Annotated in this window: 15 protein-coding genes; 7 read left to right on the top strand and 8 right to left on the bottom strand. The window is 41.4% G+C overall.

Translation table 11 applies throughout. The annotated features are described in order from the left end of the window. Positions 1-105 precede the first annotated feature (105 nt). From ACLI1A_RS12575 to ACLI1A_RS12565, 3 genes are all read left to right on the top strand, one after another. The gene (locus tag ACLI1A_RS12575; protein WP_411409026.1) at positions 106-2,031 is read left to right on the top strand and encodes a hypothetical protein; all 1,926 of its coding nucleotides are present in this window, start codon (positions 106-108) and stop codon (positions 2,029-2,031) included. Positions 2,032-2,319: 288 nt separating this feature from the next. Further along, positions 2,320-2,493, top strand: coding sequence for a histone H1 (locus ACLI1A_RS12570; protein WP_411409025.1), 174 nt, complete (start codon positions 2,320-2,322; stop codon positions 2,491-2,493). 62 nt (positions 2,494-2,555) lie between these two features. Then, complete coding sequence (locus ACLI1A_RS12565; protein ID WP_411409024.1) at positions 2,556-2,789, top strand: hypothetical protein; 234 nt, start codon at positions 2,556-2,558, stop codon at positions 2,787-2,789. 96 nt (positions 2,790-2,885) lie between these two features. Here the strand turns inward: ACLI1A_RS12565 and ACLI1A_RS12560 are convergent, their stop codons facing one another. Then, on the bottom strand, positions 2,886-3,755 hold the full coding sequence (locus tag ACLI1A_RS12560; RefSeq protein ID WP_411409023.1) for an S-4TM family putative pore-forming effector: 870 nt from the start codon (positions 3,753-3,755) through the stop codon (positions 2,886-2,888). Between the two features lie 8 nt (positions 3,756-3,763). Continuing rightward, positions 3,764-4,759: a hypothetical protein gene (locus ACLI1A_RS12555; RefSeq protein ID WP_411409022.1), complete on the bottom strand. Its 996-nt coding sequence runs from the start codon at positions 4,757-4,759 to the stop codon at positions 3,764-3,766. A gap of 173 nt (positions 4,760-4,932) precedes the next feature. On the opposite strand from ACLI1A_RS12555, the gene ACLI1A_RS12550 reads away from it, so the two are divergent. Beyond that, positions 4,933-5,151: a DUF6965 family protein gene (locus tag ACLI1A_RS12550; RefSeq protein WP_411409021.1), complete on the top strand. Its 219-nt coding sequence runs from the start codon at positions 4,933-4,935 to the stop codon at positions 5,149-5,151. 104 nt (positions 5,152-5,255) lie between these two features. On the opposite strand, the gene ACLI1A_RS12545 is transcribed toward ACLI1A_RS12550, so the two are convergent. The 5 genes from ACLI1A_RS12545 to ACLI1A_RS12525 form a co-directional block, all read right to left on the bottom strand. Continuing rightward, positions 5,256-6,323 carry a restriction endonuclease PLD domain-containing protein gene (locus ACLI1A_RS12545; RefSeq protein WP_411409020.1) on the bottom strand — a complete coding sequence of 356 codons (1,068 nt, stop codon included), beginning with the start codon at positions 6,321-6,323 and terminating at the stop codon, positions 5,256-5,258. Further along, positions 6,307-7,035 carry a hypothetical protein gene (locus ACLI1A_RS12540; RefSeq protein WP_411409019.1) on the bottom strand — a complete coding sequence of 243 codons (729 nt, stop codon included), beginning with the start codon at positions 7,033-7,035 and terminating at the stop codon, positions 6,307-6,309. Before ACLI1A_RS12540 ends, ACLI1A_RS12545 begins: the two co-directional genes overlap by 17 nt. Positions 7,036-7,712: 677 nt before the next feature. Beyond that, complete coding sequence (locus ACLI1A_RS12535; RefSeq protein ID WP_411409018.1) at positions 7,713-8,531, bottom strand: hypothetical protein; 819 nt, start codon at positions 8,529-8,531, stop codon at positions 7,713-7,715. 54 nt (positions 8,532-8,585) lie between these two features. Beyond that, a complete protein-coding gene (locus ACLI1A_RS12530; RefSeq protein WP_411409017.1) occupies positions 8,586-12,320 on the bottom strand; it encodes a hypothetical protein in 3,735 nt (1,244 codons plus the stop codon). Positions 12,321-12,417: 97 nt separating this feature from the next. Next, the gene (locus tag ACLI1A_RS12525) at positions 12,418-14,958 is read right to left on the bottom strand and encodes a UvrD-helicase domain-containing protein (RefSeq protein WP_411409016.1); all 2,541 of its coding nucleotides are present in this window, start codon (positions 14,956-14,958) and stop codon (positions 12,418-12,420) included. Between the two features lie 248 nt (positions 14,959-15,206). Between ACLI1A_RS12525 and avs4 the strand changes: the two genes are divergently transcribed. Beyond that, positions 15,207-19,943 carry an AVAST type 4 anti-phage nuclease Avs4 gene (avs4, locus tag ACLI1A_RS12520; RefSeq protein ID WP_411409015.1) on the top strand — a complete coding sequence of 1,579 codons (4,737 nt, stop codon included), beginning with the start codon at positions 15,207-15,209 and terminating at the stop codon, positions 19,941-19,943. 74 nt (positions 19,944-20,017) lie between these two features. On the opposite strand, the gene ACLI1A_RS12515 is transcribed toward avs4, so the two are convergent. Beyond that, positions 20,018-20,266, bottom strand: a complete 249-nt coding sequence (locus ACLI1A_RS12515) for a helix-turn-helix domain-containing protein (protein WP_411409014.1) — start codon at positions 20,264-20,266, stop codon at positions 20,018-20,020. A gap of 615 nt (positions 20,267-20,881) precedes the next feature. Here ACLI1A_RS12515 and ACLI1A_RS12510 point away from each other — a divergent pair. Next, complete coding sequence (locus ACLI1A_RS12510; RefSeq protein ID WP_411409013.1) at positions 20,882-23,902, top strand: SusC/RagA family TonB-linked outer membrane protein; 3,021 nt, start codon at positions 20,882-20,884, stop codon at positions 23,900-23,902. A gap of 11 nt (positions 23,903-23,913) precedes the next feature. Further along, positions 23,914-25,290, top strand: a complete 1,377-nt coding sequence (locus ACLI1A_RS12505; protein WP_411409012.1) for a RagB/SusD family nutrient uptake outer membrane protein — start codon at positions 23,914-23,916, stop codon at positions 25,288-25,290.

Raw genomic sequence — 25,290 nt, 5'->3', positions numbered from 1 at the left:
AGAAGAATAATACGGAACATAAAATGCTAACTTTACAGCTAAAAAAGCTGCTTCCTATTTCAGGATAAAAACAACCAATAATTTATATAAACGGCGACATAAATAATGAAAAAAAAACATCTTGAAAGGGTTGCATTCTTTTCAAAAGAAGATTGGGCGGCGGGCCACAACCTGGGGCGTGCTGAAAAATTGTTGGAATCCATTAATCTCAGTGATGCTCTTGATATCAACGACCTTCTCGAATTGTACCATGTGAAATTGTACTTCGACAACGATATGTTTTTATTAAGTTGGGATGATACACTAAAAGGTAAATTCAATGCAAGAATCAATCAGGCCTGGGCACTAATAAAAAGCTTTTGGCTGGGTATTGACAATGAAAATGTGATGGGGTACATAAACCAGTTGGAATTCAACTATAAACCCTCCTTTTGGGAACTGGTGGACTACTTTCAGGTCTACAAGAAAATTGACAAGGCTGTTTTTGTCAACATCATGGATACGTTTTCTTTCCAGATATCGTATATATTGGCCTGCAAGAACATCGTACAATTCTTTGACCGGGAAATAAGATCTTTTTTGATGAAACATCCCACCTCGGCCGAGTTGCTGCTTTCAAGGCTTGAGGAAAAGCATACAGGGAAACGGCCCGAAGCGTACTTTCCAAAAAGCTTAAATCTTGCCGACCGGGAAGCCATTATGGATAGCTATCTCAATGGGCCAGATCCCAATGTAAATTACGTGAGGCTGATCGAAAAGTGTAAGGATTCGCCTCAGTTAAAGCTCTCTGCGAAATTAAGGCTAAAGGCAAAGCGGACGGCAGCCGCCCTGAACACTACGATTTTCGAGAAAGGACATTCATGGAAAGAAGGCGTTCAGGTCTCCATTTCTAAAGACCAGCAAGACCCCGTAAAATACTCCCGTAAACAGGGTATTCTTGAAGTGTGCTACGGCGAGGATTTCTTTAACCGTAACAAAACAGATATTTCACTATTCCAGGTTTTCAGAAGGCTTTTTGCCTACCTCGACCTTACGGGGCTCATTACCCTGGTAAGCAAGGAAAGCGAGCTTGATACGCTGGAGAAAGTACTTATGCAATCAAAGCACGAGTATGTGATCGGCACTACTTACCAAAGAAAAAGCATGCTGGCCTATCTTCAGCTAGTAATCTATGCCGATTATCTCAACAGGCGAAGCCTTTCCCTGGAAGTAATAATTGAGTCTGTAGTCACTGATTTTTTTAAAGCGCAGCATCAAATTACCCTTCAGTTTAAGTTTCCCTCAGGCAATGCTACCTATCTGGAGAAGATCCGTACACTTGCTCCCGATTTCGAATTCCTACTGCGGCAGTACCAGGCTTTTGTTAAAGAAGGTGAAATCGATATGGAGCTGTTACAGATTAACTCAGTACCGCTCTATTTTAGCGAGATACCAAGTCTGCTCCCAAAAAAGTACGCATATTCGGATCATGAAAAGATCCGTTACCTTAAATATTTGTTCTTTTCGGACCAAAGCCTACTGCATTATGTGGAGCCCTTTAATAGTCAATATAGGAACCTGTATGACCTTTTGGTTAATGAAGAAGTAAATATTGAAAATTTCGCCAATTTTCAACAAGCGGAAATTCATAGGCTGATTACCGATGATTACTTGCGCCTTGACGCAAATAATGTTGTACGTATTAAGCAATCCTATTTTTTGTTTGTCGTAGGGGAATTGTACACAAATAACGTGATTAGTTACTGGCACTATCCCGATGCCATACGCAGTGTAATTGACGATATGGCCGTAAATAATCTCCTAGTCTTTGAAAGTACCCTGTTCACTAAGGAAGAATTGGGATACTTTAATTATCATCTAAATAAGAAAGATTACACCAATGGTATTGATTTGAGAAATAAATATGCCCATGGCACAAACACGACTTCAGAAAAAGAGCACCAGTCGGATTATTACATCCTATTAAAATTACTTATTTTAGCGGTATTAAAAATTGAAGACGATTTGCTGCTTCACCAACAATTCAGCTAATTAAAAATAGCTCGTAAAAATGCTTAACACAGATTACCAAATCAGGCATTTGTCATGGTTGGTTACGTAAAGACCGGCGACTACATTAAGATAACAATTCAATAGGTATGATAATAAATTTATAAGAGAAGGCATGAACAAGAAACGGATTGCGTTACTTAAGGAAAACGTCTTTTAATCATGATAGCTTTTCTTGCAGTACAGAAAGGTAGCCGAGAATGAGTAAAAGCAACTTGCACACCCACTATTAAAATTACTATTTTTGCTTTCCTTTATAAATAAATTATCATGAACGAATTACTGGAACAAATCAATGCCGAAATCGCAACATTCCAAAAGGAATCGCAAGCAAACGCCGAAGGCAATAAAGCGGCAGGCGGGCGTGCACGCAAAGCAACACTGGAATTAACCAAACTCTTCAAAGACTACAGGAAAGTGACTATTGAAGAGGCTAAAAAGTAATCCTGCAAAGCTCCCGTTTTTTAGGGGGCTTTGTTTTATTCATCCTGCCACATCCTTTGCATATGAAATTATATGATTTTCTCGCTCTTGATGATAATAACCAGTACCAGGCCGTCTGGGAACAGGGCAGGCATGTCGATGATATTATTGTGGATAACATCCATTACCAGCTTTACAGCATTAATGATTTCTTTGTGGAAATTCATTACAACCCCGCAGACAATAAAATAGTTGGAAAGCTGCCTTTTAAACAAGGCGAACCTTTGGATAAATACCTGCGCAGTCTTGAGCTTTAATTAGCGATGGATCCCTTCTGCCTGAATCTGTTAAACAGAACATCATTGCGTACTATTACCATTGATTTATAGATGTAAAATAATTTTTATTTAACCTTAGTTGGAGGCATTGAACTTCATAATTTTTTCGAGTTTTTTTCTTCGCCATTTATAATACCAGTTGGGCACTAAAGTACTGTCCTTGCGATTACAATAAATTTTGTCCTGAATGCCGCGAAGTTCTTCCATGGAGGGATCACCCTCTCTCGCTTTAAGCTGAAGTACCGTTTTCTTCAAATCCGCGGATACTGTGAGGGATTTTTTATTTTCTACAATTATTTTTAATGTTAGTGAAATCATAGGCAACACCGGTACCAAAACAACGGTAATATATTCACTTACCTTGTTGCCTGCTATTAATGAAATAACTAGGGATATTACGAATATAGAAATACAGGTCAGGATATTTGCCATTTTAAAATGTTCGCGCAACTTCCCGTCATAAAATAGATTAGTTTCCTGACACAGTAAGATAGCGCGCTCTTTTGATAAACCTTCAAGATTAATATCATACCAGTTTTCTATAGGTGACTTCGGATCTGGTTTATACTCTGATACGCTTTCCCTGATTATGTAACTTTCCAGTTCAGACCCGCTATTTATTTTGTTCCATGGCAATTCATAAAGTGTACAGTCAAACTTTTCCTGAGCCTTGGCACCAGAGGTACGCAGCCCCGAAACATAAAAATTAAAAAACAGGATATCGGCAAAAACAATGAGTATAGAAGCTATACCTAAAAAAGCATTTAACTCAAAACCTAGGTTTTCCTTAGGGATTAATTTAAGGAAACTAAAAGTGATGGTTAAAATTACAGTCACTACGATCTGGATACCAAAAGCTACTTTAGCCCTGCTGTAAAGCACACTGCTGGCCTTAAGATAATCAAGGTTAACAGGAAGGTTTTGTTTTTGTAGTATATCGTTCATTAGAAACCTTATTTATAAATAGGGAATTCATTTCCAAAGATAGCAATCCATTTGCCTATGGCCTCACTCATTTTGCCTTCGCTCTCCAACTTTAGAGCTTCAAGGGAAAGATGGTAGTCCGTCTTGGCTTTGGCTTGGATTGAATTTCTTTCATCATTTGTCAGATGGTTAATGTCGTCCTGAAAACCTTTCGGGTCTTTTAAGGACTTATGGACATTATGAAAGATGTAGGCAAAAATAGTAGGCAGCTCCGCATTCGGGTACTTTGAACTTCTAACGCCCGAGGCGTAATAATTTAAGATCATGTTTTCCAGGAAATAGGATTTCATAGTAGGCATTGTGGGACGTTTTGTCCAATACTTAATAAGCCGCACCACATCTAATACCGATACCTGTTGGCCAGCATTCACATCCACCATACGTTTTTGATCGACTCGGGGATCCGTAGCCTTCCAATTCCCCTTGCCGTCCGGGATTAGATAAAAGGACGAACCGTCCGGAAGCGGGTTGGTAATGAAGCATGGCACTATATCATAGACCCACTCGTATGACTTCAAATTAAGGGTTACAGCCTCCTGGTTTCTTTTGATTTCCGCTTTATCATAAAAGGAAACCTTAGAGAGGTATTCCTTGAATTTATTGATAACCTTAATGGAATTCAATGTATTGGTGCCATCGTTGCACAGGGCAAGCTGCCTAGTGGCATTATTGGGAACGGAGATCTCGAACCTGTCGCTGTATTCCGTGCGCCAGTTGCCCTGGGCGTGCAAAATGATCATCAGATCAATGTCATCCAGAGGCCTGATTTTAGTTTTCCTGGCAAAAGAACCATAGTCAATACGCACATCGGGATGCAGGTAAAGGAATTTACCATCATCCGGAAATTTCTCGATTTCCGCTACCAAGGTATTTTTACTGGCTTTTGCGACGTTTGAACGGCTTGTATCCAGACGGACGCTGTCTTTCATGAACTGGTCAAAAGCATCATTTACAGTTGTTGGCATACTTTTTTTGGAGTTCTATATTAAAATCTCTACAGAAAATTAAGTTAAAATTAGTAATTCCTCAAATAAATAAATATACCTAATAATAGGTAATTTTATAGTTGCCTTAGCACTGATAAAACTTAAAAACCAAAATTGATTGCACTAAAACAGTTCTGTTTTATCTTTATCGTATGAATCCCGAAGAGATAAAACGCTATTTCGAAAAAAATCCACCGCCTTTGGAAATCCAGTGGAAACCGTGGGCAAAGATTACCGATAGCCAGAAATTCTTGGATAACTGTTATATAACCATCAGCAACTACAAGGGCACTATTGAAAACTGCCCCGCCTGGTGGAGGCTCAAAGAATTCTACCAGGATATGCTCGATAGGGTAAAACAACAAGAATAGCACGGGGCACCTTCACGCGCCCTATGCTTGTATCTTTTCCCTGTGGAAAAGGATGCCGCGGCGGTCACGGGTGCATAATCTTACAGTGAGCCAACTTCACTATTTCAAATCTGGGACTCTTCAATAGCTCGGTTAATCGTCGATACCCTACTGAGCAAATATTCGCCAAATTCAGTGGTAATTCGTAATTTGTCAGCACCCCGGTTTAAACTTCCGTAACTGTTTTTACCACTGGGTGTAATATTGAATAGCCCTTTATTAAGAACCTCTGCCCGTTGGTTAGTTGCCTTTATATTATACTGTATCCAGAGGCCTCCATAAAAAGGTGTCAGGTTCTCACCGATCACATAATTAGGCCAGCGGTCATTGGGGTCACCGGTGTTTAGTATTCCCGATTTCACCCGGTATACCGATAATATGTTTTGGTGCCCGACAGCATAGCAGATGAGGATGTCCCCGACCTTTACACCCTTTGGCTTTAACTTGGAGAAATGGAGTGGTTCCTCAAGGGTATCAAAAGCGCGATCTTTGGATATGGGATTTCCGCTAACCCCGATAGGTTTTAGCCAGTAGGTGGCCTTGCTACCAATACCATAGTAATTGCCTTTTTCCTCCAGTAAGAACGTAAGGTCGAGCGAAATCGTATTGCCCCCCGGTTTGGGAATAGGATGACCAGCAATCTGTTTCAGGCAGGCATCAATGACCGACTCGTCCAGTTCCTTGTAAAGGACTTTATCCAGCACACCCTTTTTGACCCTGCCGGCCACCTGGCTATCAGTAACCAAGATTCCCCACTCATTATTGAGCCGCAAACCATTATGGGTAAAATTAGCGGAGGTGATTATAGCCCGTGCCTGCTGATTATCATACTCAGCTACGAATATCTTCCCATGAAGGCTGTTTTCAATTAGCACAGAAAACGTTATCCCTAATGCATTTAGTCTTTGGTACAGGTATTTAAAATAACGAACCTTGGAGTATTGGTCCTTATCGAAGGCCTTAAGGGTAGTGACAAATGTCAGTTTCCTCAGGTGGGGTAACCTCTCAAAACGAAACAGGTTGGGGTCATCAGTGATAAATGGGCTTATGACCGTGATCTCTAAAGCTTCTTCGAAAATAACATGCAAATGATGCAGGTGGTTTTCCTTGGTAAGATTACTTAGTACTTCCATGGGCTTTTATAGTTGCAGGTGATACCGGCTGTGGCTGTAAAACAGCAGAAGGAGGCAATGCTCGGTTAATTTCTACAGGAGGGTGCATCGATTTTAGGAGTTCCTCATATTGTACCTTGTCAATCTTCACTTCCTGCTCAGGCTTGTCCTTAAGGTTGCTCCATATATTGAACAAAAAAGCCACAAGGGCTACCCCTAAGGCAATCTGCGTAAATAAAATTTGCCTGCGGAAACGCTGTTCATCCCTTGGGACATAGCCATTTTCGCAAAACCTTTTGAACTCTTCGGTGGTGTAGATTTCCTTATTGGTATAATCACAAAGTAATGATATCACATTAGGGTCATTAAAGGAATACCCAACCGATGGCAGGTTACCAACACACCGCCCAAACTTCTGTGCCGCCCTGCTGTTTGTACCTCTTTCGAGAAGTAGGATATAGCCGTCTTTTTCTAACATTTTTATCAGGCTGACAACATGAAGCACCAGTAAAGAAATTTCTTCCGTTTTGCTGATGATCCAATCGGTTTCAGCCTTGGTGGGGGTTGCATTGTTGATTGTGAATTCCAGCGATGCCGACATCGGCGTATGGCTTACCAGAATGCAGGTATTGACTAGCTCCCTGTCTATAATATTACCGATGTAATTATTCGCCCCACTGCCCGCAAGTATACGGTCGCAGAGTGTCTTCTCCGTTTGGTTTAAGAGTCTCATATATGTTTTATGGTTGTTTTTCTAATAAAGCACTACAATCCTGCGCGGTTGCTACGCTTGCTGCCGTGAGGTCCTTATTCTCGCGTCCGTTTAAACACAGGTATAGACAGGATGGCAGTAAATCTAAATAAAATTCCTACACAATAGCCACGTAAATACACCTGTTTTAAACCTGTAGGTAGATTCTCCACCACAGCGCAATACTATCATGTGGGATAAAAAAACTTACCTTAGCGCAATGAACCCAGAAGATATAAAACGATATTTTCAAAAGAACCCGCCCCCGCAAGAAGTGGCATGGAAGTCATGGGCTTAGATTACCGATACGCAAAAATTGCTGTAAAGTTGTTACGTAAGCATTGCCAACTTCAAGGGCAATATAGAAACCTGCCCAGCCTGGTGGCACCTCAGGGAATTCCATACCGATATGCTTAAAAATGTAAACCAAGAATAAAGGGGCGCCTTCACGCGCACTCCGCTGTATCTTTTCTCACGAAAGGATGCCGCTGCGGTGACGGGCGCAAGGTAAAGAGACTTCCTACTTTTACACCCGATGACGCCAGATTAATTTCTATCGCCAGACCAGACGCATTAGCCGCCTTTAATAGGGCACAAAGATAGCCCCGCGGAAATGTGGTACTAGCGGGCTTGCTTTTCAGCGGAGTGACTGTTGCCGTTTAAACGGTATTTTCACAACTAAGTATACTCTCGACTTCCTCCATAGTAAGGTTAGGGTTATTCATAATTATAGCAATGACTTTATCCATGTCTCCCTTTGCCAAAATGCTGAATTGTTTGATAATGACCTCTTTTACTTCCGGGTCAGAGGTCATTTTAGCAAATTCTTCAAAACTCGGCTTTTCAATGCTTTCAGGCATAATATTTATCATAACTTCATAAAACTCCAGGTTCAGGTTCTGAATCTCTTCGTCAGAATTTTGGTTGGCCAGGTAAGCTATCTTCTCGTCAATTTTTTTCGCAGTATCCCGCGAAATCTTCTTTGCCGTCTCGCGCAGGTGTTCTTCGATTTCGTTAAGCAATCGGTCCATAAATTGCCTGTTGATACCATTACCGAAGTCTGAAGGTCTGTGGCTTTGCAAATAAGGCATAACATATACCGACTTAAAGTAATCGTAGCGTTTTCCAAGGCCTTCCAACTCGAAATAGCTTACAGCATCATACCGCTTCAGGAGCTTTATATTCTCGTCCAGTTCACGAAAACACACGTCATTTAGAAGTCCGGACCTTAAGGCGAGGAAAGGTAAATATTCCCTTGGGAAAATTAATTTATCCTCCTTGGCCTCGAAATAGCTCAAAACATCACTTAATTTTAAAAGGTAATGCCATGTGTTTAACATATCCGACAATACCGTATTAAGTTCTTTTACCTTTTCAATATCCACTTCAACACGCTTACCTCGATTTCCCAAGAGGTAAGCAATGTAAGCCAATAGTATAGGTAGGCCAAATTTTTCCAAAAAGTCAACAATCATCATGAAGGTAATTTTTATAAGTCGTTTATATACTTATCTGTGTTATTATTTATGAGACTATATTGGTTTGGTAAACATTCTTTGGCGCTCCCAATCGGCGCTTGCTATTGCGCTTTCAATTCTCTGGTTCAGGAGTTTATTGATAGGCAGCAGCTTAAGCCCCAAATTGAGTTTATTTACTAAAGCCTGTATGTTCCGCCATTCAGCGGCTTCTATATCGCCAAAAATAACATCGCCTGCAACAAATCCACCGCCATTACCACGCCAACGGATACTTGAAAACAGCTCAGCATCCTGACTAAGTGTAACATGCTGGTGTACCAATCGCTCAAAAACCTCTCTTAAGGAGTGCCGGGCTACATCTACCGCTATATTCATGCGTCTTTTGTCTTGATAATTATCCCTCGCATAGGCCAGGATAAAAGTAATTGCTGCTTCCCGTTCTTCAGGTTCCTTTATTTTCTTAAAAAACACGTTACAAAAATGTTCGCTAAGTCTTATAAAAGGATCCTTTGTGGTGATCGTATTAAATATACTCGCTAATACCTGATGGGAAACAGGCAATGACCAAACCAGGCTAAGGTCTTCGCCTCGTCCATTGTATTGTCCCCGTTCATCGGAATACAGGCTATCAACGTAATCCTTCAGAAAGTTCTGGTCCCGCAGTAATATGTTTTTAAGCCCGGAACAATTGTAATCAAAATGAGATTGTATTTCATCTTGCTGTAGGTAGGTGGCCTTGATCAGCTCAAGGTCATCACCCAAGTAATCAAAAAAAGAACTAAATGTATTCATCCATAGGTACAGGCGGCAGCCTTCCTCTCTATTTTTAATGAGGATCAAATGAAGAAGCTCCCTGGTAAAGGATGTATCATTTGTGTCTTTGATAAGGTTTTCAAGGTGGATTGTAAGTTGCCTCTGGCTTTCGCTGATGGTCCTGAGTATATACCCATTTCGTTTGCCTTCAAAGGGATCCGCCTTTTGCCGCTCATAGAAATTCATCTCCCATACATCTTTATCGGGATACTCATATGATGCTATAACATCCCAGAGCTGATGTGCCTTTTCCCGGGTTTCTAGATGATTGCCGAAAGCAAGCCATGGCTGATAGCCAAGCACGTTACGATTTTCCAGGATACAGCGAATTAGTATTATCCCAAGCTGAAAATCATTCTTAAGATTTTCGTCCACGATGATATCCAAAGAACTACCATAATGGTAATTCTTAACCGGGCGGTATCGCGTTAGTTCTAGATATGATGTGTGAAAATCTTCGACAGCCCTCTTATCTTTAAAGCAGTAGGCCGAACGTATCTCCTGTTCTTTGCGTATATTAAATTTGTCATGGTCAATATTGCCATAGTCTTCACGCCCCCTGAAATAGTCCCAATCAAGCAATAGAAACATTTTGTAAATCGGGTTAGTAAAGCGTTTCTTCAGTCTCGCTGTCTCTAAAGTTCCGATTTTCTTTCGACGCAACGACCGTAACTGGTCCTGGACGTATTTGCAGTGCCTGAAATTATTTGGATCCAGGTGTTGATCGATAAGCTGAGCGACATAATCAAGGTCAAAGCTTAATAATGCCTTATTCGTATGGAACGACCTCTGACCACACGATTTCAGCATCTCGAAGCCCTGCTCTGGAAAGAAGCTAAAATATTGCAATGCCGCATCCCAAATCCTTTTCCTGAAATTTCGGGTTGTCGCATTGTTAGGTAAAGGCACCCGATAGAACTGAATTGTAAGCTTCCGGCCGCCTCGGTGCTGGTCAAAGCTATGTTGAAGGAAAGACCCGGAGAGTTCATAAAAAGCCAGCGATGTAATTTCATCGCCACCTTGCAGACCGGCTATGAGAAAATCAAATAGTTCCCCCTGTCTGTAATAATTACTATAGAGGTCCTCGAGGTCGACAGAGAGGTGTTCCCTAATAGTATAAATTAGCTCGGAAAGCTTATCAGGCCTTTTAAAAACGTATATAAAAGAAAGTTCAATGGCCTGCTTAAGATAGGTGTCGGGATGATGGAAAAAGTTGCTGAGTAACTCAAGAACCGTATCCTTTTCATAAGCAAACTCATTCGTTTCATAAGTAAGTTTATATACTTGCCGCGGTGCATTTTCAGATAGGTTAAGCTCGCTGTACAGGTATTCTAAAGTCTCAATTTTAAGGTAAAACCAGTAATCTTTAAAAAAAGGCATCACAGGTTTTCCCTGTAATTCAAGTTTTTGCAATTGCCCTTTGAGCACCGGACGTAGGCGATCCATCACTTTCTGTGCCCCGAAGGTGTTGTTGGCGGCAACGATACACTCCTTTAGCCTTTCACGCTTACTTTCGTAAAAATGTTCTACAAGAAGTGAGGGCGATAAAATTTCTGTATCAATAAAAGCCCTGTAAAAGAAAAATGTAGCTAAATTTTGTTCCGGGATTTTAACATGGTCAAACTGTATCTCAACAGCCTCAAGACGGTCCAGGTATTCTATACTGTCCGCAAATTCATCGTATGTCAGCTCGAAAAGCGCTAACATCGGGGTTAATAGGGCTCGGTCCTTATAAGGAAGTGCATAAAAAAGCGCTATAAGCCCAAGTACCTTTGTATTTACTACACCGGATAATTCATCTTTATCCTTAACGAATGTCGAAAAATAGTTCTCAAACAAAGAAGACACATCATGCAATACCGTGATATCTTTATGTGCAAGTGCCAGTTGTGCAGCCATGATGGCAAGCCTGGGATTGCCATCCGCTATCTCCGCTATGTTATCAAGGTAAGCAGGGTTGCTGATATTCCATGGCTTGCCCTTAATGATATCTTTGATTTGGTCGTCAGCAAGCTTTTCTATGTTTACTTCACAAGTCGAAAAGCCAAGACACATTTTCCTTAGGTCGGCCAAGGCATAGTCCCGCACCGTCATCACTACTTTAAGGGCACCCGTGCGCAATTCTTTCAAAAAGCCCAAAACCTGCCCGAAAGCGTCAATACGGTTGGCGTCGTCTACGAAAAGTATATAATTGCCCGATTTGTCTAAATGGGTCTGGAGGTCATCAAAAAGGGTTACATGTTTATAGGAAAGACAAAACGATGCATATCCGGGATTGCTCGCCTGAAACACGGCAATAGCCTCCAGGGCAAGTTTTGTCTTGCCCACCCCGGCTGGACCACAAAGGATAACCAAGTTTTCCCGGCCCACAACCTGGGTCAGTAACGCAAGTTCTTCCTCCCTGTGCAGGAAGGGGTTATTTAACGGTGTAGCTATAGAGTGGTTCGCTTTATTATATTCCTTAACAAAACGGTCTGAACTAATGAGCTGTCCCGTATCAATTGGGATATCAAGATACCGGTGGGCAAGGTCGCGATGGTTCAGGTGTAATTCAAGAGAGAGCGCATCAAGATTATAAAGTGTCAGGCGGATGTCTAAATGCTCGACCAAGCCTTTAAGCTTTTCAATATCTTCATTGATAATATTGAAATTGAATACCACCACAATTTCTGTAATCTTCTCAACGGGAATTTTTACAAATTCCGCATTCAGGCATTTTTCTATGTCCTCAGCAAGCTTTTTTACGCCCCTGCTCACATTAGTGGAATATTCCAGGCAGATGTAGTGTCCGCTATGTAAAAGCAAAAGGGAGTCCGGGGTACCTTTACGGCTCTTCTGTTTGCCGCTTTGGCTTCCTACCCGTGAGAATGTCGCATAATCCGGATACCTCCGTAGTATGAAACCATCACACAATTCCTGGAATACCATGTCATTTATTGCCGCGAGTTGCTTTTCGATTATCTGTAGCCTACCCATAAAAATAGCTGTTTTTTTAAACCTTAAATGTAAGAAAATGTGAGTGTAAAACTACGGTAAGGGTACCGTAGACTTTTAGATATGGACTGCGTAAAACTTAAACCTTTACAGTCACGCTGGAGCTCTTAGCCTTCTTGTAATTGCAATGTGGATAGTTGGAACAACCCATAAATGTGCTGTAGGGTCCTTTACGCTCCACAAGCCGGCCGCTGCACTCCGGGCATTTGGCAGCCAGGGATTCAGCTGTGTCCGGCTCATTCATGATCTCTGCCAGGAACTTACTGGGGCTTAGTGTATTGTACAAAATGAAGTTCTTATGCCGGGCACGGGTGATCGCTACATAAAATACGCGGCGCTCTTCTGCATTGTCAAAACCATCGCCCTCATGTAATAAGTAGTTCAACAGCGGGTCGTCAGCCATCTCTGAAGGGAAACCCAGTGTACCGGAATTCACATCCAATAGGATAGCATAATCGCAGGTCATACCCTTACACCTGTGGGCGGTGTAGTATTCAATTTTTAAATCTGGAAACTCTTTCTGCAAGGTTGTAAAACCCTGCGGTTTATTATGGTGATAGCGACCGATTAAAAATACTTTGGCTTTTGTATTGAGGCCATTGACCTCCTCCAACACCGAACGAATCGCCAGCCCCTTTGCCTCCTGGTGCGCTTCACGGCTACCGGCAACCTCCGACCCGATAAAGGCAAAACTCTTAGCCTCGGCCTTGCGGTCAGAAAACAGTGTTTTACGGATCTGGCTCGGATTTTTCTGTATGTAGTTACTTGAGACCTGTAGTATCTCCTCATTAAATCGGTAAGTGCGCAAAATAGGCGTCATACTGGTAAAGCCGAAGTGTTTCTCAAATTCGGTAATGATTGATATATCGCTGCCCGTAAAACGAAATATCGACTGCCAGTCATCACCAACAGCATAAAGCTTTATACCCGGATTTTGTTTTTTCAGGCTCTTTAGAAGTTCATACCTGCCAAGGGACATATCCTGGAACTCATCGACAAGGATATATTTATATGGCCTTGTAAAATCACCCTGTCCAATATGTAAGGCTGCCTGGTTGACCATATCATTAAAATCAACCGCGGATGCCCCGCGTAGGCGTCCTTCATAGGCGCGATACACCGGTTTGAACACATCAAGGAATACCGAGAGGCGGCGGTCGCCCATTTTGGATACGATAGTCTCCGGTGTTTTGGCATTGGACTTCATAAGGCCAAGGAAAGTATGCATAAGGTTGATGAAGTCTTCATAGTAAGCGGACTGCTTTACCATGGGCAGAATGTCTTCAGGCTTTTGGGGGTTTAGGGTCACGCCAAGCTCCAGTAATCGTTTTTTAAGGTTGTTGATCAGGCTTCCTTCCTTATTTTCATACGAATAGGTTTCAATTAGCTTTGAACCTGTTTTATGATGTATGTAGCGCTTCCATTGCATTCCTGCAGTATAATATGCCTTGGCACTCGGATAGGGATGTTTAGTCGCAAACCAGTCCGGGACATTACCCTCGCGGTCAATACCGAAGTGCTCATGCCAGATATCATAATCGGTAAGGAAAAAATCAGGGTGGTAACTGCCAAAGTCCGCATTACGATCCTCAGGGGCAAGCGGAAAATGCTTTTCGTACTCGTAGTTGATACCAAACAAACAAAAGAAATTGCCGATCTGCATTTCTTCCTTACTGCTCACTGTTTTTCCATCCAGGGTTACATTCTTAAAACTTTGCTCATATTTTAGATAGTCATCTTTCGTTTCAAACTTAAACTCATCCCGCTCGGGCCTGTTGAAAAAAGCAAGGAAATTGACCGCTTTACGCTGAAAGTCCGTATCTGTCAAAAACAATTCATCGAAGATCTCCTGCAGGCAGGCCTTGGCCGCCTCTTCATCGCCTTTAAAAGCCAGGTGCATTTCATCGTTCGAGCAGTGGCGCTTGACTAGGTAGCCATAGCTGTTAAAGGTACGTACATCCAGGTTTTCTACACCCGGGATGTCTTTACAAAACTTTATACAACGCTCCTTCATCTCTCTAACAGCATTCTTGGTAAAGGAAATGATCAGGAGCTCCTCCGGCTTTGCCAGCCCCTTTTCCAGGATATAGGCCGTCTTGGCTGATATTGTTGTAGTCTTTCCCGTACCGGCGCCGGCAATGATCAGGTTATTGTCCTCATCGCGGATAACCGCCTCAATCTGGTCATCGGACAAGGGGTATTCTTCTAAAGAGTCAAAAAGGTAGCGGTAGGCCGCTGATTCTTTTTTGACAAAGGCATCATTGTAGTCCTTCCTGATTGCAATTATAGAATCATACGTTGCTATAAAAGTCCGAATTGCGTCCTCAAGGCGCAGATCCAGTCCCAAACGCTCATAGTTAGGAACTATTGATTTGCGCAAAGCTTCAAAGTTCTTGCAGTACTGCTGCTCGTCGTAATAGGCAAAATAGCGGCTGAAGTCAACTAAACAAGCACCGTAACTATTGGCTTCATTCAATTGCTCTTCTAACGAGAGTAACAGCTGTCGTTGCTTTTTCTCAATAACGTATTTCTTATACAGGTACCAAATGCCAATAATCGAAATGCAGAGCAATACGATACTAAGTATTGATAGGGAACTGGTTTTATGTCGGCGGGGCATATAAGGTTGTAAGGTTTATTTGATGCCAATTACGTAAAAAATTGGATTTTAAACAAATAGATGATATTTTTTGTTTACTGGTATTAAATGTGAAACTTCTTTATAGAATATACCAGAATGCCGTTGTAATAAGGTGCCTTGGCGTGCTTTTCGCTCTATCTTTTCCATGAAAAAGTATGCCGCTGCAATCACGGGCGCAATTTCCGAACTTTCTTCTTATTTTTATATTTTATAAATACCTTACTATAATGACAGAGATTAATTGGAATAGTTTCAAGGCGAAGTTTAATAATCGGGAATCATGGGCTTTTGAAAGTTTATCCTATCACTTATTCTGTCACGAGTTCGAGCTACCATTAGGAATATTTCGTTTTAAAAATCAAACTGGCATTGAAACAGAACCTATTAAAAGTGAAAATAGAGTTATTGGATTTCAATCCAAATATTACACTACACCATTATCAAAAAATAAAGGTGATGTTCTTAGTTCCATATCAAAAGCAAAACAGAAGAATCCCACAATAACTGAAATTTATTTATATGTAAATCAGGAATTTTCTGAAAGCCCTTTAATTGACAAAAAAGACCCTGATTACAAAGTAGAAATTGAACGAGAAGCAGCTAAAATTAATGTTACAATCGTTTGGAAAGTACCAAGTCATTTTGAGATACAACTTGTACAGCCAGCTCTGTCTAATGTGACTGATTTATATTTTTCTCTAGGGTCTACTATATTTGATCTCATAGAGGGACTGAATAAACATACCGAACATTTACTTTTATCAATACAGAGTCAGATAGTTTTCGGCGATGATATAATTAAAATCAATAGGTCCGAAACGGTCTCTTTAATAAAGCAGTTATCAGAACCTGACAACGTGATAATTTTAACGGGGGATGGCGGATGCGGCAAGAGCGGCATTGTAAAGGATCTATATTCTGAATTAAAGGAGGTACCATTCTATTTCTTCAAAGCTCGTGAGTTTAACGTTAGGAGTATTGGCAATATATTAAAAACATACGGTAATTTTACTTTTGAACAGTTTTTAAACGTTCATTCCGAACATAGCCAGAAGATAATCGTGATAGATTCAGCAGAGAGCCTTGCTGAAATCAACGAAAACCAAGAAACTTTTAAAGAATTCTTAGCGGCAATCCTCAAAGAAAATTGGAAAATTATAATAACTACGCGACAAAGCTATCTGGATAGCTTAATATTCCAGTTTGTCGGAATTTATGGGGTCAGCTATAACACTATTCCAATCGAAAACTTATCACAAGATGACCTGAAAAACTTGTCAGTCCAAAATTCTTTCACACTACCTGATAATGAAAGAGTAAAAAAAATACTATGCAATCTTTTTTACCTCAAGGAATTTCTAAACAGCTATAGGCAAATCGACCCTAATGTCTATTATTCAAAGTTCAGGGAAATTTTATGGCAAAAAAAAATACAGAATTCTTCCTACACTGCAAGGAATACTCATGTTATGCGGGAAAAATCTTTTATGGAGATTGCAAAACTGCGATCCAATAGTGGAAAATTCTTTGTTATGCCTGAGCAATGTAATGAGTCAATCGTTTCATTACTTGTTAAAGATGAGATTTTATCTTACGACACAATCAATGGTGGGTACTTTATTACGCATGATGTCTATGAAGAATGGGCACTAGAATTAATCATCACTCGTGCCTATAAAAACACGACAAACTTAAGTAACTTCTTTCAGGATATTGGCACCTCGCTCCCGATGCGAAGAACATTTCGGAAATGGCTTTCCTTAACCTTACAGGAATCACCAGGGGACATAGATGATTTTATGTTCAGCGCAATTGGCGATTCAGAAACTGAGCACTTCTGGAAGGACGAGATTTTTATTGCTATTCTATATTCAGAAGTTTCAGAGTTATTTTTCGAACGTCTGAAGTCAAAATTGTTGGAAGACAATCTTAATTTACTCAAAAGATTTGTGTTTTTATTACGCATAGCGTGCAAAGAGCCGGATGAGGTACATAACAAATTGTATGAGAAGGACACCTTTAAATATCTTTTTACAAAGCCAAGCGGGAATGGATGGAAGTCCACCATTAAAATCATATTTCAAAATCTAAGTCTTTTCGATGAAGAAAACAATAATTTTTTTATCCCTCTATTATTAGAATGGGTACAAAAAAATATTGAAGGAAATACTACTCGCATGGCGGGGCTTATTGCGCTGGAGTTATATAAAAAAAATGAGTTTAGAAATCATTATCGCCATATCGACAACGAAAAGGAATTAGTAAATATAATACTGTACAGTAGTGCAGAAATAAAAAATGAACTTGAAAAAATATTTTCTGATATTATACAGAACAAATGGGTTTATCCTAGCCAACCATACTATGAACTAACAGAAGCTATACTTAAATCGAAATTTGAGAGTATAATATTATTAAAGACTTTACCCAAGCATGTAATACAACTCTCAAACCTTTTTTGGTGCCATGAAGATGATCAAGACGAACCGTTTCATTACCGCCGCAAAAACGATGCAGAATATGGTATTAATGAGAGAGGGCATAACGACTATTTTCCTCCTAGTGCCTATCAAACTCCTATTTACCACTTACTACGGTTTGATTTCTACAGTACCATTGATTTTATAATTAGTTTTACAGATAGAGCAATTAGACAATACGAGAAGTCAGCATACGGTAAACAAGGAGAACATATATTAATCAGTATCGAGGATGATGTTGAAAACAAACAATACGTAAGCCAAAATGTATTTCAGATATACAGAGGTAGTGGCTCTCCTGTGACGCCCTATCTTTTGCAGTCAATACATATGGCGTTGGAAAAGCGCCTACTAGAAATTGCAAAATCCGAACCACCAGCTGTTACAATAAGTTGGCTAAAGCATATTTTAAAGTCTTCCTATAGCGCTTCTCTAACCGCTGTTGTAATTAGCGTTGTGTTGGCTTACCCAGATAAATTCTTCAATATAGCACTGATTCTTTTCAGCGCCCCGAGACTATTCGTATATGATCGATTACGCTCATTCGCGGAAAAAGAAGCCTATAACCTCACCGCAATGGGATATGGACTTAACTACGCGACCAAGTATTACGAGGACGAACGGTTGGAAACTATGTCAGACGAATTTAGAAAAACATCGTTGGAAACCCTCATCATTAGTTACCAATTTTTCCATTCAAAAACGGTATCTGAGCAAGAAGCACTGCATAGAGAGGAATCAATCCAATCAGTTTTGGATAAACATAACGCAAAGCTCTGCGATATAGACACCTCTAGTGAGGAGTCTTTGTACCAAAGGCTTTTACTTACAAGAATTGACAAAAGAAAAATAAAAGTGGAAATGAGGACTGAAGGAGAAAGTACTTTTATAGACTTTAATCCATTAATAGAAGAAGATGTTGAACAGCACAGACAGGAAGCGCTTGCTGCTACAGAATCATTTACGAGATACCTCGAACTAAAACTATGGGCAGAAAATAAATTTACGAACCCGAGTGAAGTAAAGTACATGAGATACGAAAATGATCCCCTTCTTGCATTGGCCGAAATGAAAGATATACTTGCAAATTGGTCTACAGTCCGAGAAAACGACGACGATGATGAAAATATGGGCAAGGAGGATTGGGGCTATCTTTCCTCAGAAGCTACTATTCCGGCTTTCGTAAGCGCGGCAATGGTAATGCATTATCATAGCCTGCTGGCAGAAGATGATTTAAAACTATGCGCAGAAATACTACTAGAAAATGCAGGAAGATTATTTTCGTCGGATTATGATTATCAAATATCTGATGGAACTGAAGTTTCAATACATTCTTTAGCACAGCTTTCACAAACCTTTCCCGAGACCCATGCTGTGTCGAAGATTATTTTGTTACTTACATTGTTTAACGATTATAACTTAGGTTCCAAACGTATCTGTGATTATGCTTTGGATACAATTAATAATGAATGGTTTGCTAGTCATGGCGACTATACTTCTGATTTTATCTATGGTTTTCTGAAATTTCAACCCGCTTACAAGGAAATTCTACAAAAAAATAGACGGTCGGGAAATCCTCTAAATGCTTATGAAGAATTTGAAAAACTTCATCAAAAAGAATTAGAATACTTTGCAAATAACCGCGTTTCCTTTAGCGAAGACGTAATGGAGCAGTACTCGCTTAATACACTTGAAAATTTATTTTCACTTATCCCTACTGATACTTCAAATCCAGAATTAATAATCCTTGTCTCAAAAATAATTCCAAATATCTTAAATCGAATTTTAACAAGCGACCGTGACCGTGACCGCGATTATCATATGCAGGTTAGATTTTTTAAAAGATATGGAGAATACTTAATTATGAGGTCTAGTGACGATCTTCAGACTCATAGTAAAATTATTTCAGATTATTTAATTCCTACAAGAGAAGGCTCACAGCTTCTTGAAGGTATAATTTCTGCAGCGTATGTGAAAAAACGGTATGAATCTTTCTGGGCAATTTGGAAAAATTTAAATGACGCAATAGTAGCATTATCCCATACTGATCGTGGAAATTATTTTGAAGAAGTACTTTTGAGTTATATGCTGGCAAGTAATATATCTTATTCAAGTATTGAGGACTGGCCAGAACTAGATAAAGATCAGAAGAATTTTTATCAAAAATTAATTAATGACATAGCAAACCATCAAAGTATGCTGTATATCGTTGTTAAAATACTTTTGGGAAAAGGTAAGAATTATATTGATGATGGTATTATATGGATGTCAAATATTGTAGCAAACAATACTCTTAAAATAAATAGACGCCATGAGGAAGATACAATTTATTACATGGAAAATCTTTTAAGAAAATATATTTACTCGAATAGATCGAAAGTAAAGCAAGACGTAAAGTTAAAGAACCGTATACTAACTTTACTAACTTTTCTTATTGAGAGAACATCTGTAACTGCGTATTTGCTAAGAGAAGATATTATTTAAAAAGAATAAAACTTCAATACTAAGCTTAAAATTTGTCAATCAATGAATAATCTGAAAAGAAGTAACTATTTACTTTAAGAATCCGCAAAGTTAAAATCAAAATCAAATAGCTCTTTCGGATGAACGCCCAAGCCGCGAGCTAGCTCATATAATGTCTGTACTTTAAAATTTATTTCACCTTTTTCATATTTCCCTATATCACTAAAATCCAAATCACAATTTTGAGCAACCTCTCTTAAACTCAATCCTTTGATAGATCGTATTTTAAAAATACGAGCTCCAACAAGCTTTTGAAAGTCTATTTTGTAAGGATTGTCAGGCATATAAAAATTTAAACTGCAATTTCCTTAGTTTTCAAATAATTAATGTGGGTTCCAAAGCCCACATTAATTTTATATTATTATATTTGTTTTTGTTAATTTATATTTGCGAAACTTCACATAGATAATATATATGAAGCATTCGCTTTGAATCTCGCCCTCAAAACTGGTAATTTTAGCACGCGAGAAGATAAGTGCCAATGCTCACGCCACATATGGCGTGGGCTCACTTATTTGCGTGCAGGTATACCAGTACCCGAGGGCAAAAAGTGAGTTTAAACCCACGCCTCCTTTTAGGAGGAACACTTCACTCGCTGATTCTTAGCAGCTTCTTAAAGTTTCGCAATCCATTTTTGATTTTTGGCCTTCGTGGCTTTTGGAATAGTCCTGCGCCGGACCCCGTTTGAATTCACAATTGGGTTAGTAGCCTTGGAGGGGAATGGTGCAGGACATTTTTAAATGATTGTAAAACTAATACCGTAAAATTTATGGGGAAGGAAAACCTACAGACTTACTAGACTATTTAACAAGAAAAGCCTTCTGATTTCCACTTGGCGGTCGAATCACAGAAGGCCTGAGCGATTAACAAACTATGTTTTATTAACCTTTACCAATATTATGAAAATTTCCGTATTGGGCAAAGGCGGAGCTTTCATTTTCTTTTTTTTGACGATGATTTGCCTCCCCCTTAATGCCACAGCAAACAGCAAACCTGGTATAAGCGCAGGTTTACAACAGCAAGCCGTTTCGGGCATTGTAGCAGATGCCAACGGGCCAATGCCCGGGGTGAGTGTCATATTAAAAGGCACGAACATCTCAGCAGTGACCGACCTGCAAGGCCATTTTTCGATACAGGCACAAACGGGCGATACCCTGGTTTTTGAATACCTGGGATATAAAAGCCTAGAGGTCATCATAACAGGTGACAACCTTGGAAATATTGTGCTGACTGAAAATGCGACCAACCTTAAGGAAGTCACGATAAATGCAGGCTACTATTCGGTATCACAGCAGAAAAGCACGGGAAGTATTGCCAAAATAACGGCAAAAGATATCGAAAAACAGCCCGTGACCAACATACTGGCGACGCTTCAGGGCCGGATGCCCGGTGTACAGGTCACCCAGGAAAGCGGGATGCCCGGTGGGGCATTCCAAATAAAAATAAGAGGCCAGAACAGCTTACGCCCCGATGGCAATAACCCTTTATATATTATTGACGGGGTACCCTATGCATCAGACCCTATCGGCTATAGCCAGACATCCTCTGCCACGCCAAGTGTCACCAGCCCGCTCAACAGCATTAATCCCTCCGATATACAAAGCATAGAAGTACTTAAGGATGCCGATGCAACGGCTATTTACGGCTCACGGGGTGCAAACGGCGTAGTCTTGGTGACCACCAAAAAAGGAAAGGCAGGCAAGACAGCAGTAAGTGTAAATTCCTATACAGGTGCCGGTTCCGTGGTCAACTTCGTAGACCTTATGAAAACCGGGCAGTACCTGGCTATGAGAAGGCAGGCCTATGCCAATGACGGCATCAGCAGCTATCCCGCGAACGCATACGATGTCAACGGTACATGGGATCCCAACCGCTACACCGACTGGCAAGAAGAGCTTATAGGCGGGACAGCACACATAAACAGTACCCAGGTGGCGCTTTCCGGCGGCTCGGAATCGACACAGTTTTTAATCAGCGGTACGTATTACAAAGAGTCGACAGTATTCCCCGGCAATTTTGGCTACCAAAAGGGAAGTTTGCACTACAACCTGAACCATACCTCGCAAAATGGCAAGCTCAAAGCAAGCCTTACCGGCAGTTACATTGCCCAGAATAATCACCTGCCTTCAACCGACCTCACCAGTATATCGCGCAGCATTGCACCAAATGCCCCTGCGCTTTACGATGCTGATGGGGAGCTAAACTGGGAAGGCGGTACTTTCAACAATCCCTTAGCCGCATTGCGCAGCCAGGTCTTTACAAGAACCTATGATGTAATAACAAACGGCCTGATTTCATATACGCTTCTAAAAGGGCTCGAGGCTAAGGTCAGTATGGGGCTTACAAACCTACAGACTACCGAACTCCGCACGCTGCCCTCCACTATGTATGACCCTGCCTACGGTGTAGGCAGCGGTGATTCCATGCTGATGTCAAACCTGACCAACCGCCGTTCGTGGATTGTCGAACCGCAATTGAATTATCAGCTGGCAATTTTAGGCGGTGAGTTAACCGCACTTGCCGGAGCTACCCTCCAACAGCTAAACAGTAACGCGCTATACCAACGTGGTTATGGCTTTACCAGTAACAGCCTGATCAAAGACCTGGCCTCTGCCAACCAGACTTTAGTATTGGGAAGCAACCAGGGTATATATAAGTATGCTGCAGTATTTGGCAGGCTCAATTACAGCTGGGCTGACAAATACATCCTGAATTTAACCGGAAGGCGTGACGGCTCGAGCCGTTTTGGGCCGGGCAGGCAGTTTGCCAACTTTGGTGCTGTTGGAGCAGCTTGGATATTCTCACGCGAAAATATCTTTGGAGCGGATAACAGGATTTTAAGTTTCGGCAAGCTGAGGGCCAGCTACGGCACCACGGGTAACGACCAAATTGGTGACTATCAGTTCTTGAATACCTATGCGTCTACGGGCATTCCTTATCAGGGGACAATCGGCCTTACCCCGACAAGGCTCTACAATCCTGATTTTGGATGGGAAATCAATAAAAAACTGGAGTTTGCCCTGGAGGCCGGTTTTCTCAACGACCGCATTTTTTTAACAGCTGCGTATTACCGCAACCGTTCTTCCAACCAGCTGGTAGGCATACCCTTACCGGGCACTACCGGTTTCACATCCATCAATGCCAATCTGGATGCTACCGTACTGAATAAAGGTTTTGAATTTACCCTGCGGACAGAAAACATAAAGTCAGCGTCCCTGGAGTGGACATCAAGCTTTAACGTTGCCATGGCACGAAACAAGCTGCTTTCCTTTCCGGGCCTTGCAGGTTCCTCCTACGCCAACACCTACATTATAGGCAAGCCGATTACCATATCAAGGCTCTACAATTACACGGGCGTGAATCCTACTACTGGCCTGTACACCTTTTCAGACGTTAATGGGGATGGGGTAATCAGTTACGACAAAGACCGCTCGGTTGCCGCCGACCTTACACCGGAATTCTTTGGGGGATTTCAGAACCAGCTACGTTACAAGTCGTGGAGCCTGGATTTCCTGCTGCAATTTACCAAACAGAAAAATTATGATTTCGATGCCGGTGTTCCGGCAGGCCAAATGTACAACCAGCGTAATGATGCCGACAATGCTTATAACCCCTCCACGGGTGTAGGCCAGCACCAGGTCCTGACTTCGGGGGCTAACGGTGATGCGATCCAATCCTACTACAATTACACCTCAAGTAATGCGATGATAGTGGACGCCTCATTCATACGCCTTAAAAACATCTCCTTGAGTTACAGGCTTCCTTCAGAATATATTCCGGGGATCTCCTGCAGGCTATACCTACAGGGGCAAAACGTACTGACTTTTACGCCGTATAAAGGTGCGGATCCCGAATTCAGGACCTCAGGTTTTCTTCCACCACTAAAAGTATACAGCGCAGGCATTGATATTTCATTTTAAAAGAACTACTTATGAAAAAAATAAATTTTAAAATAGCAGTAACATCTACGGTATTCTGCATGATGCTATTGGTTTCGTGTAGCGATTTTGTAGAGGTCGGGCTTCCGCCCTCACAACTAACCAGCCAAACAGTCTTCGAAGACCCCACTACGGCAAATGCAGCAATCGGTTCCATATATGCGGGAATGCGTGATGCGGGCCTCTTTAGCGGTAACCTTGGCGGCCTGAGCAACAGCATGGGGCTCTATGCAGACGAACTTGATTATTACAGGCAGGATATTAACTACCTGTATCAAAATGCATTGTTTGCCTCACAAAGCGATGTCAAATTCTACTGGAATCAGGGGTACGGTTTTATATTCTCAGCCAATGCGGTCATACAGGGCGTTACAAACGCCCAGGCGCTTACCCCTGCCGATCGGAACAGAATGTTGGGGGAAGCCTTATTTATAAGGGCATTTGTACATTTTTACCTCAATGAAATCTATGGAGGCGTACCCTATGTAACAACCACCGACTACACCGTGAACCGCTCGCTGGGCAGGTTGGGTTATCAGGAAGCCTTATTAAAAGTCCGTGAAGACCTTTCTAATGCCATCACCTTATTTGATGGTAATGGGATGCCTTCTGGGCGGACAAGACCCGGAAAAACAGCTGCAATGGCGCTATTGGCCCGCGCGAGCCTGTACGCAGGCTTGTGGGAAGAAGCCTCGTCCTATGCTTCAGCAGTCATTAGTGACCCTGATATGCAATGGGTGGATGATCTAAGCCAGGTATTCCTAAAGGATAGCCCCGCAACGATTTGGCAGTTCAGCCCGGCAACTTCAGCGTTCAACACACTGGAAGCGGACCTTTTTATATTTGAATCCGGCCCACCTCCAACTATGGCAATCACTGCATCTTTAATCGCTGCTTTTGAAAGTGGCGATCAGCGCAGAAGCCTCTGGGTGCGTGAGGTGACCGCTGGTACTTCGGTTTGGTACCACCCTTACAAGTACAAGCTTCGTACAGGGTCCGGATCCCAAATGGAACATTCAATTGTGTTACGGCTTTCCGAACAGTTTCTCATCCGGGCGGAAGCACGGGCGCATCTCGGCGATGTGGTGGGCGGTCTTGAAGACCTAAATAAAATCCGTACAACAGTAGGCCTGCCCGTAGCAACCGCGCAGGATCAGCAAGAGCTCGTAGCCAAAATAATTAAGGAACGCCGTGTGGAATTCTTCACCGAATTCGGGCACCGATTCTTTGACTTGAAAAGAACCGGCCAGCTCGACAGCGCCCTTCAGGGTCTCAAACCCGGTTGGAACAGTACTGATGCGCTCTTCCCAATACCGGCAGATGAGCTTTCATTAAATCCAAACCTCAGTCCCCAAAATCCCGGATATTAA

The sequence above is a fragment of the Flavobacterium sp. RHBU_3 genome (assembly GCF_046613565.1).
In the GTDB taxonomy this organism is placed as follows: domain Bacteria; phylum Bacteroidota; class Bacteroidia; order Flavobacteriales; family Flavobacteriaceae; genus Flavobacterium.
The sequence above is the reverse complement of the archived record's forward strand: the minus strand, read 5'-3'. Positions and strand labels throughout refer to the sequence as shown.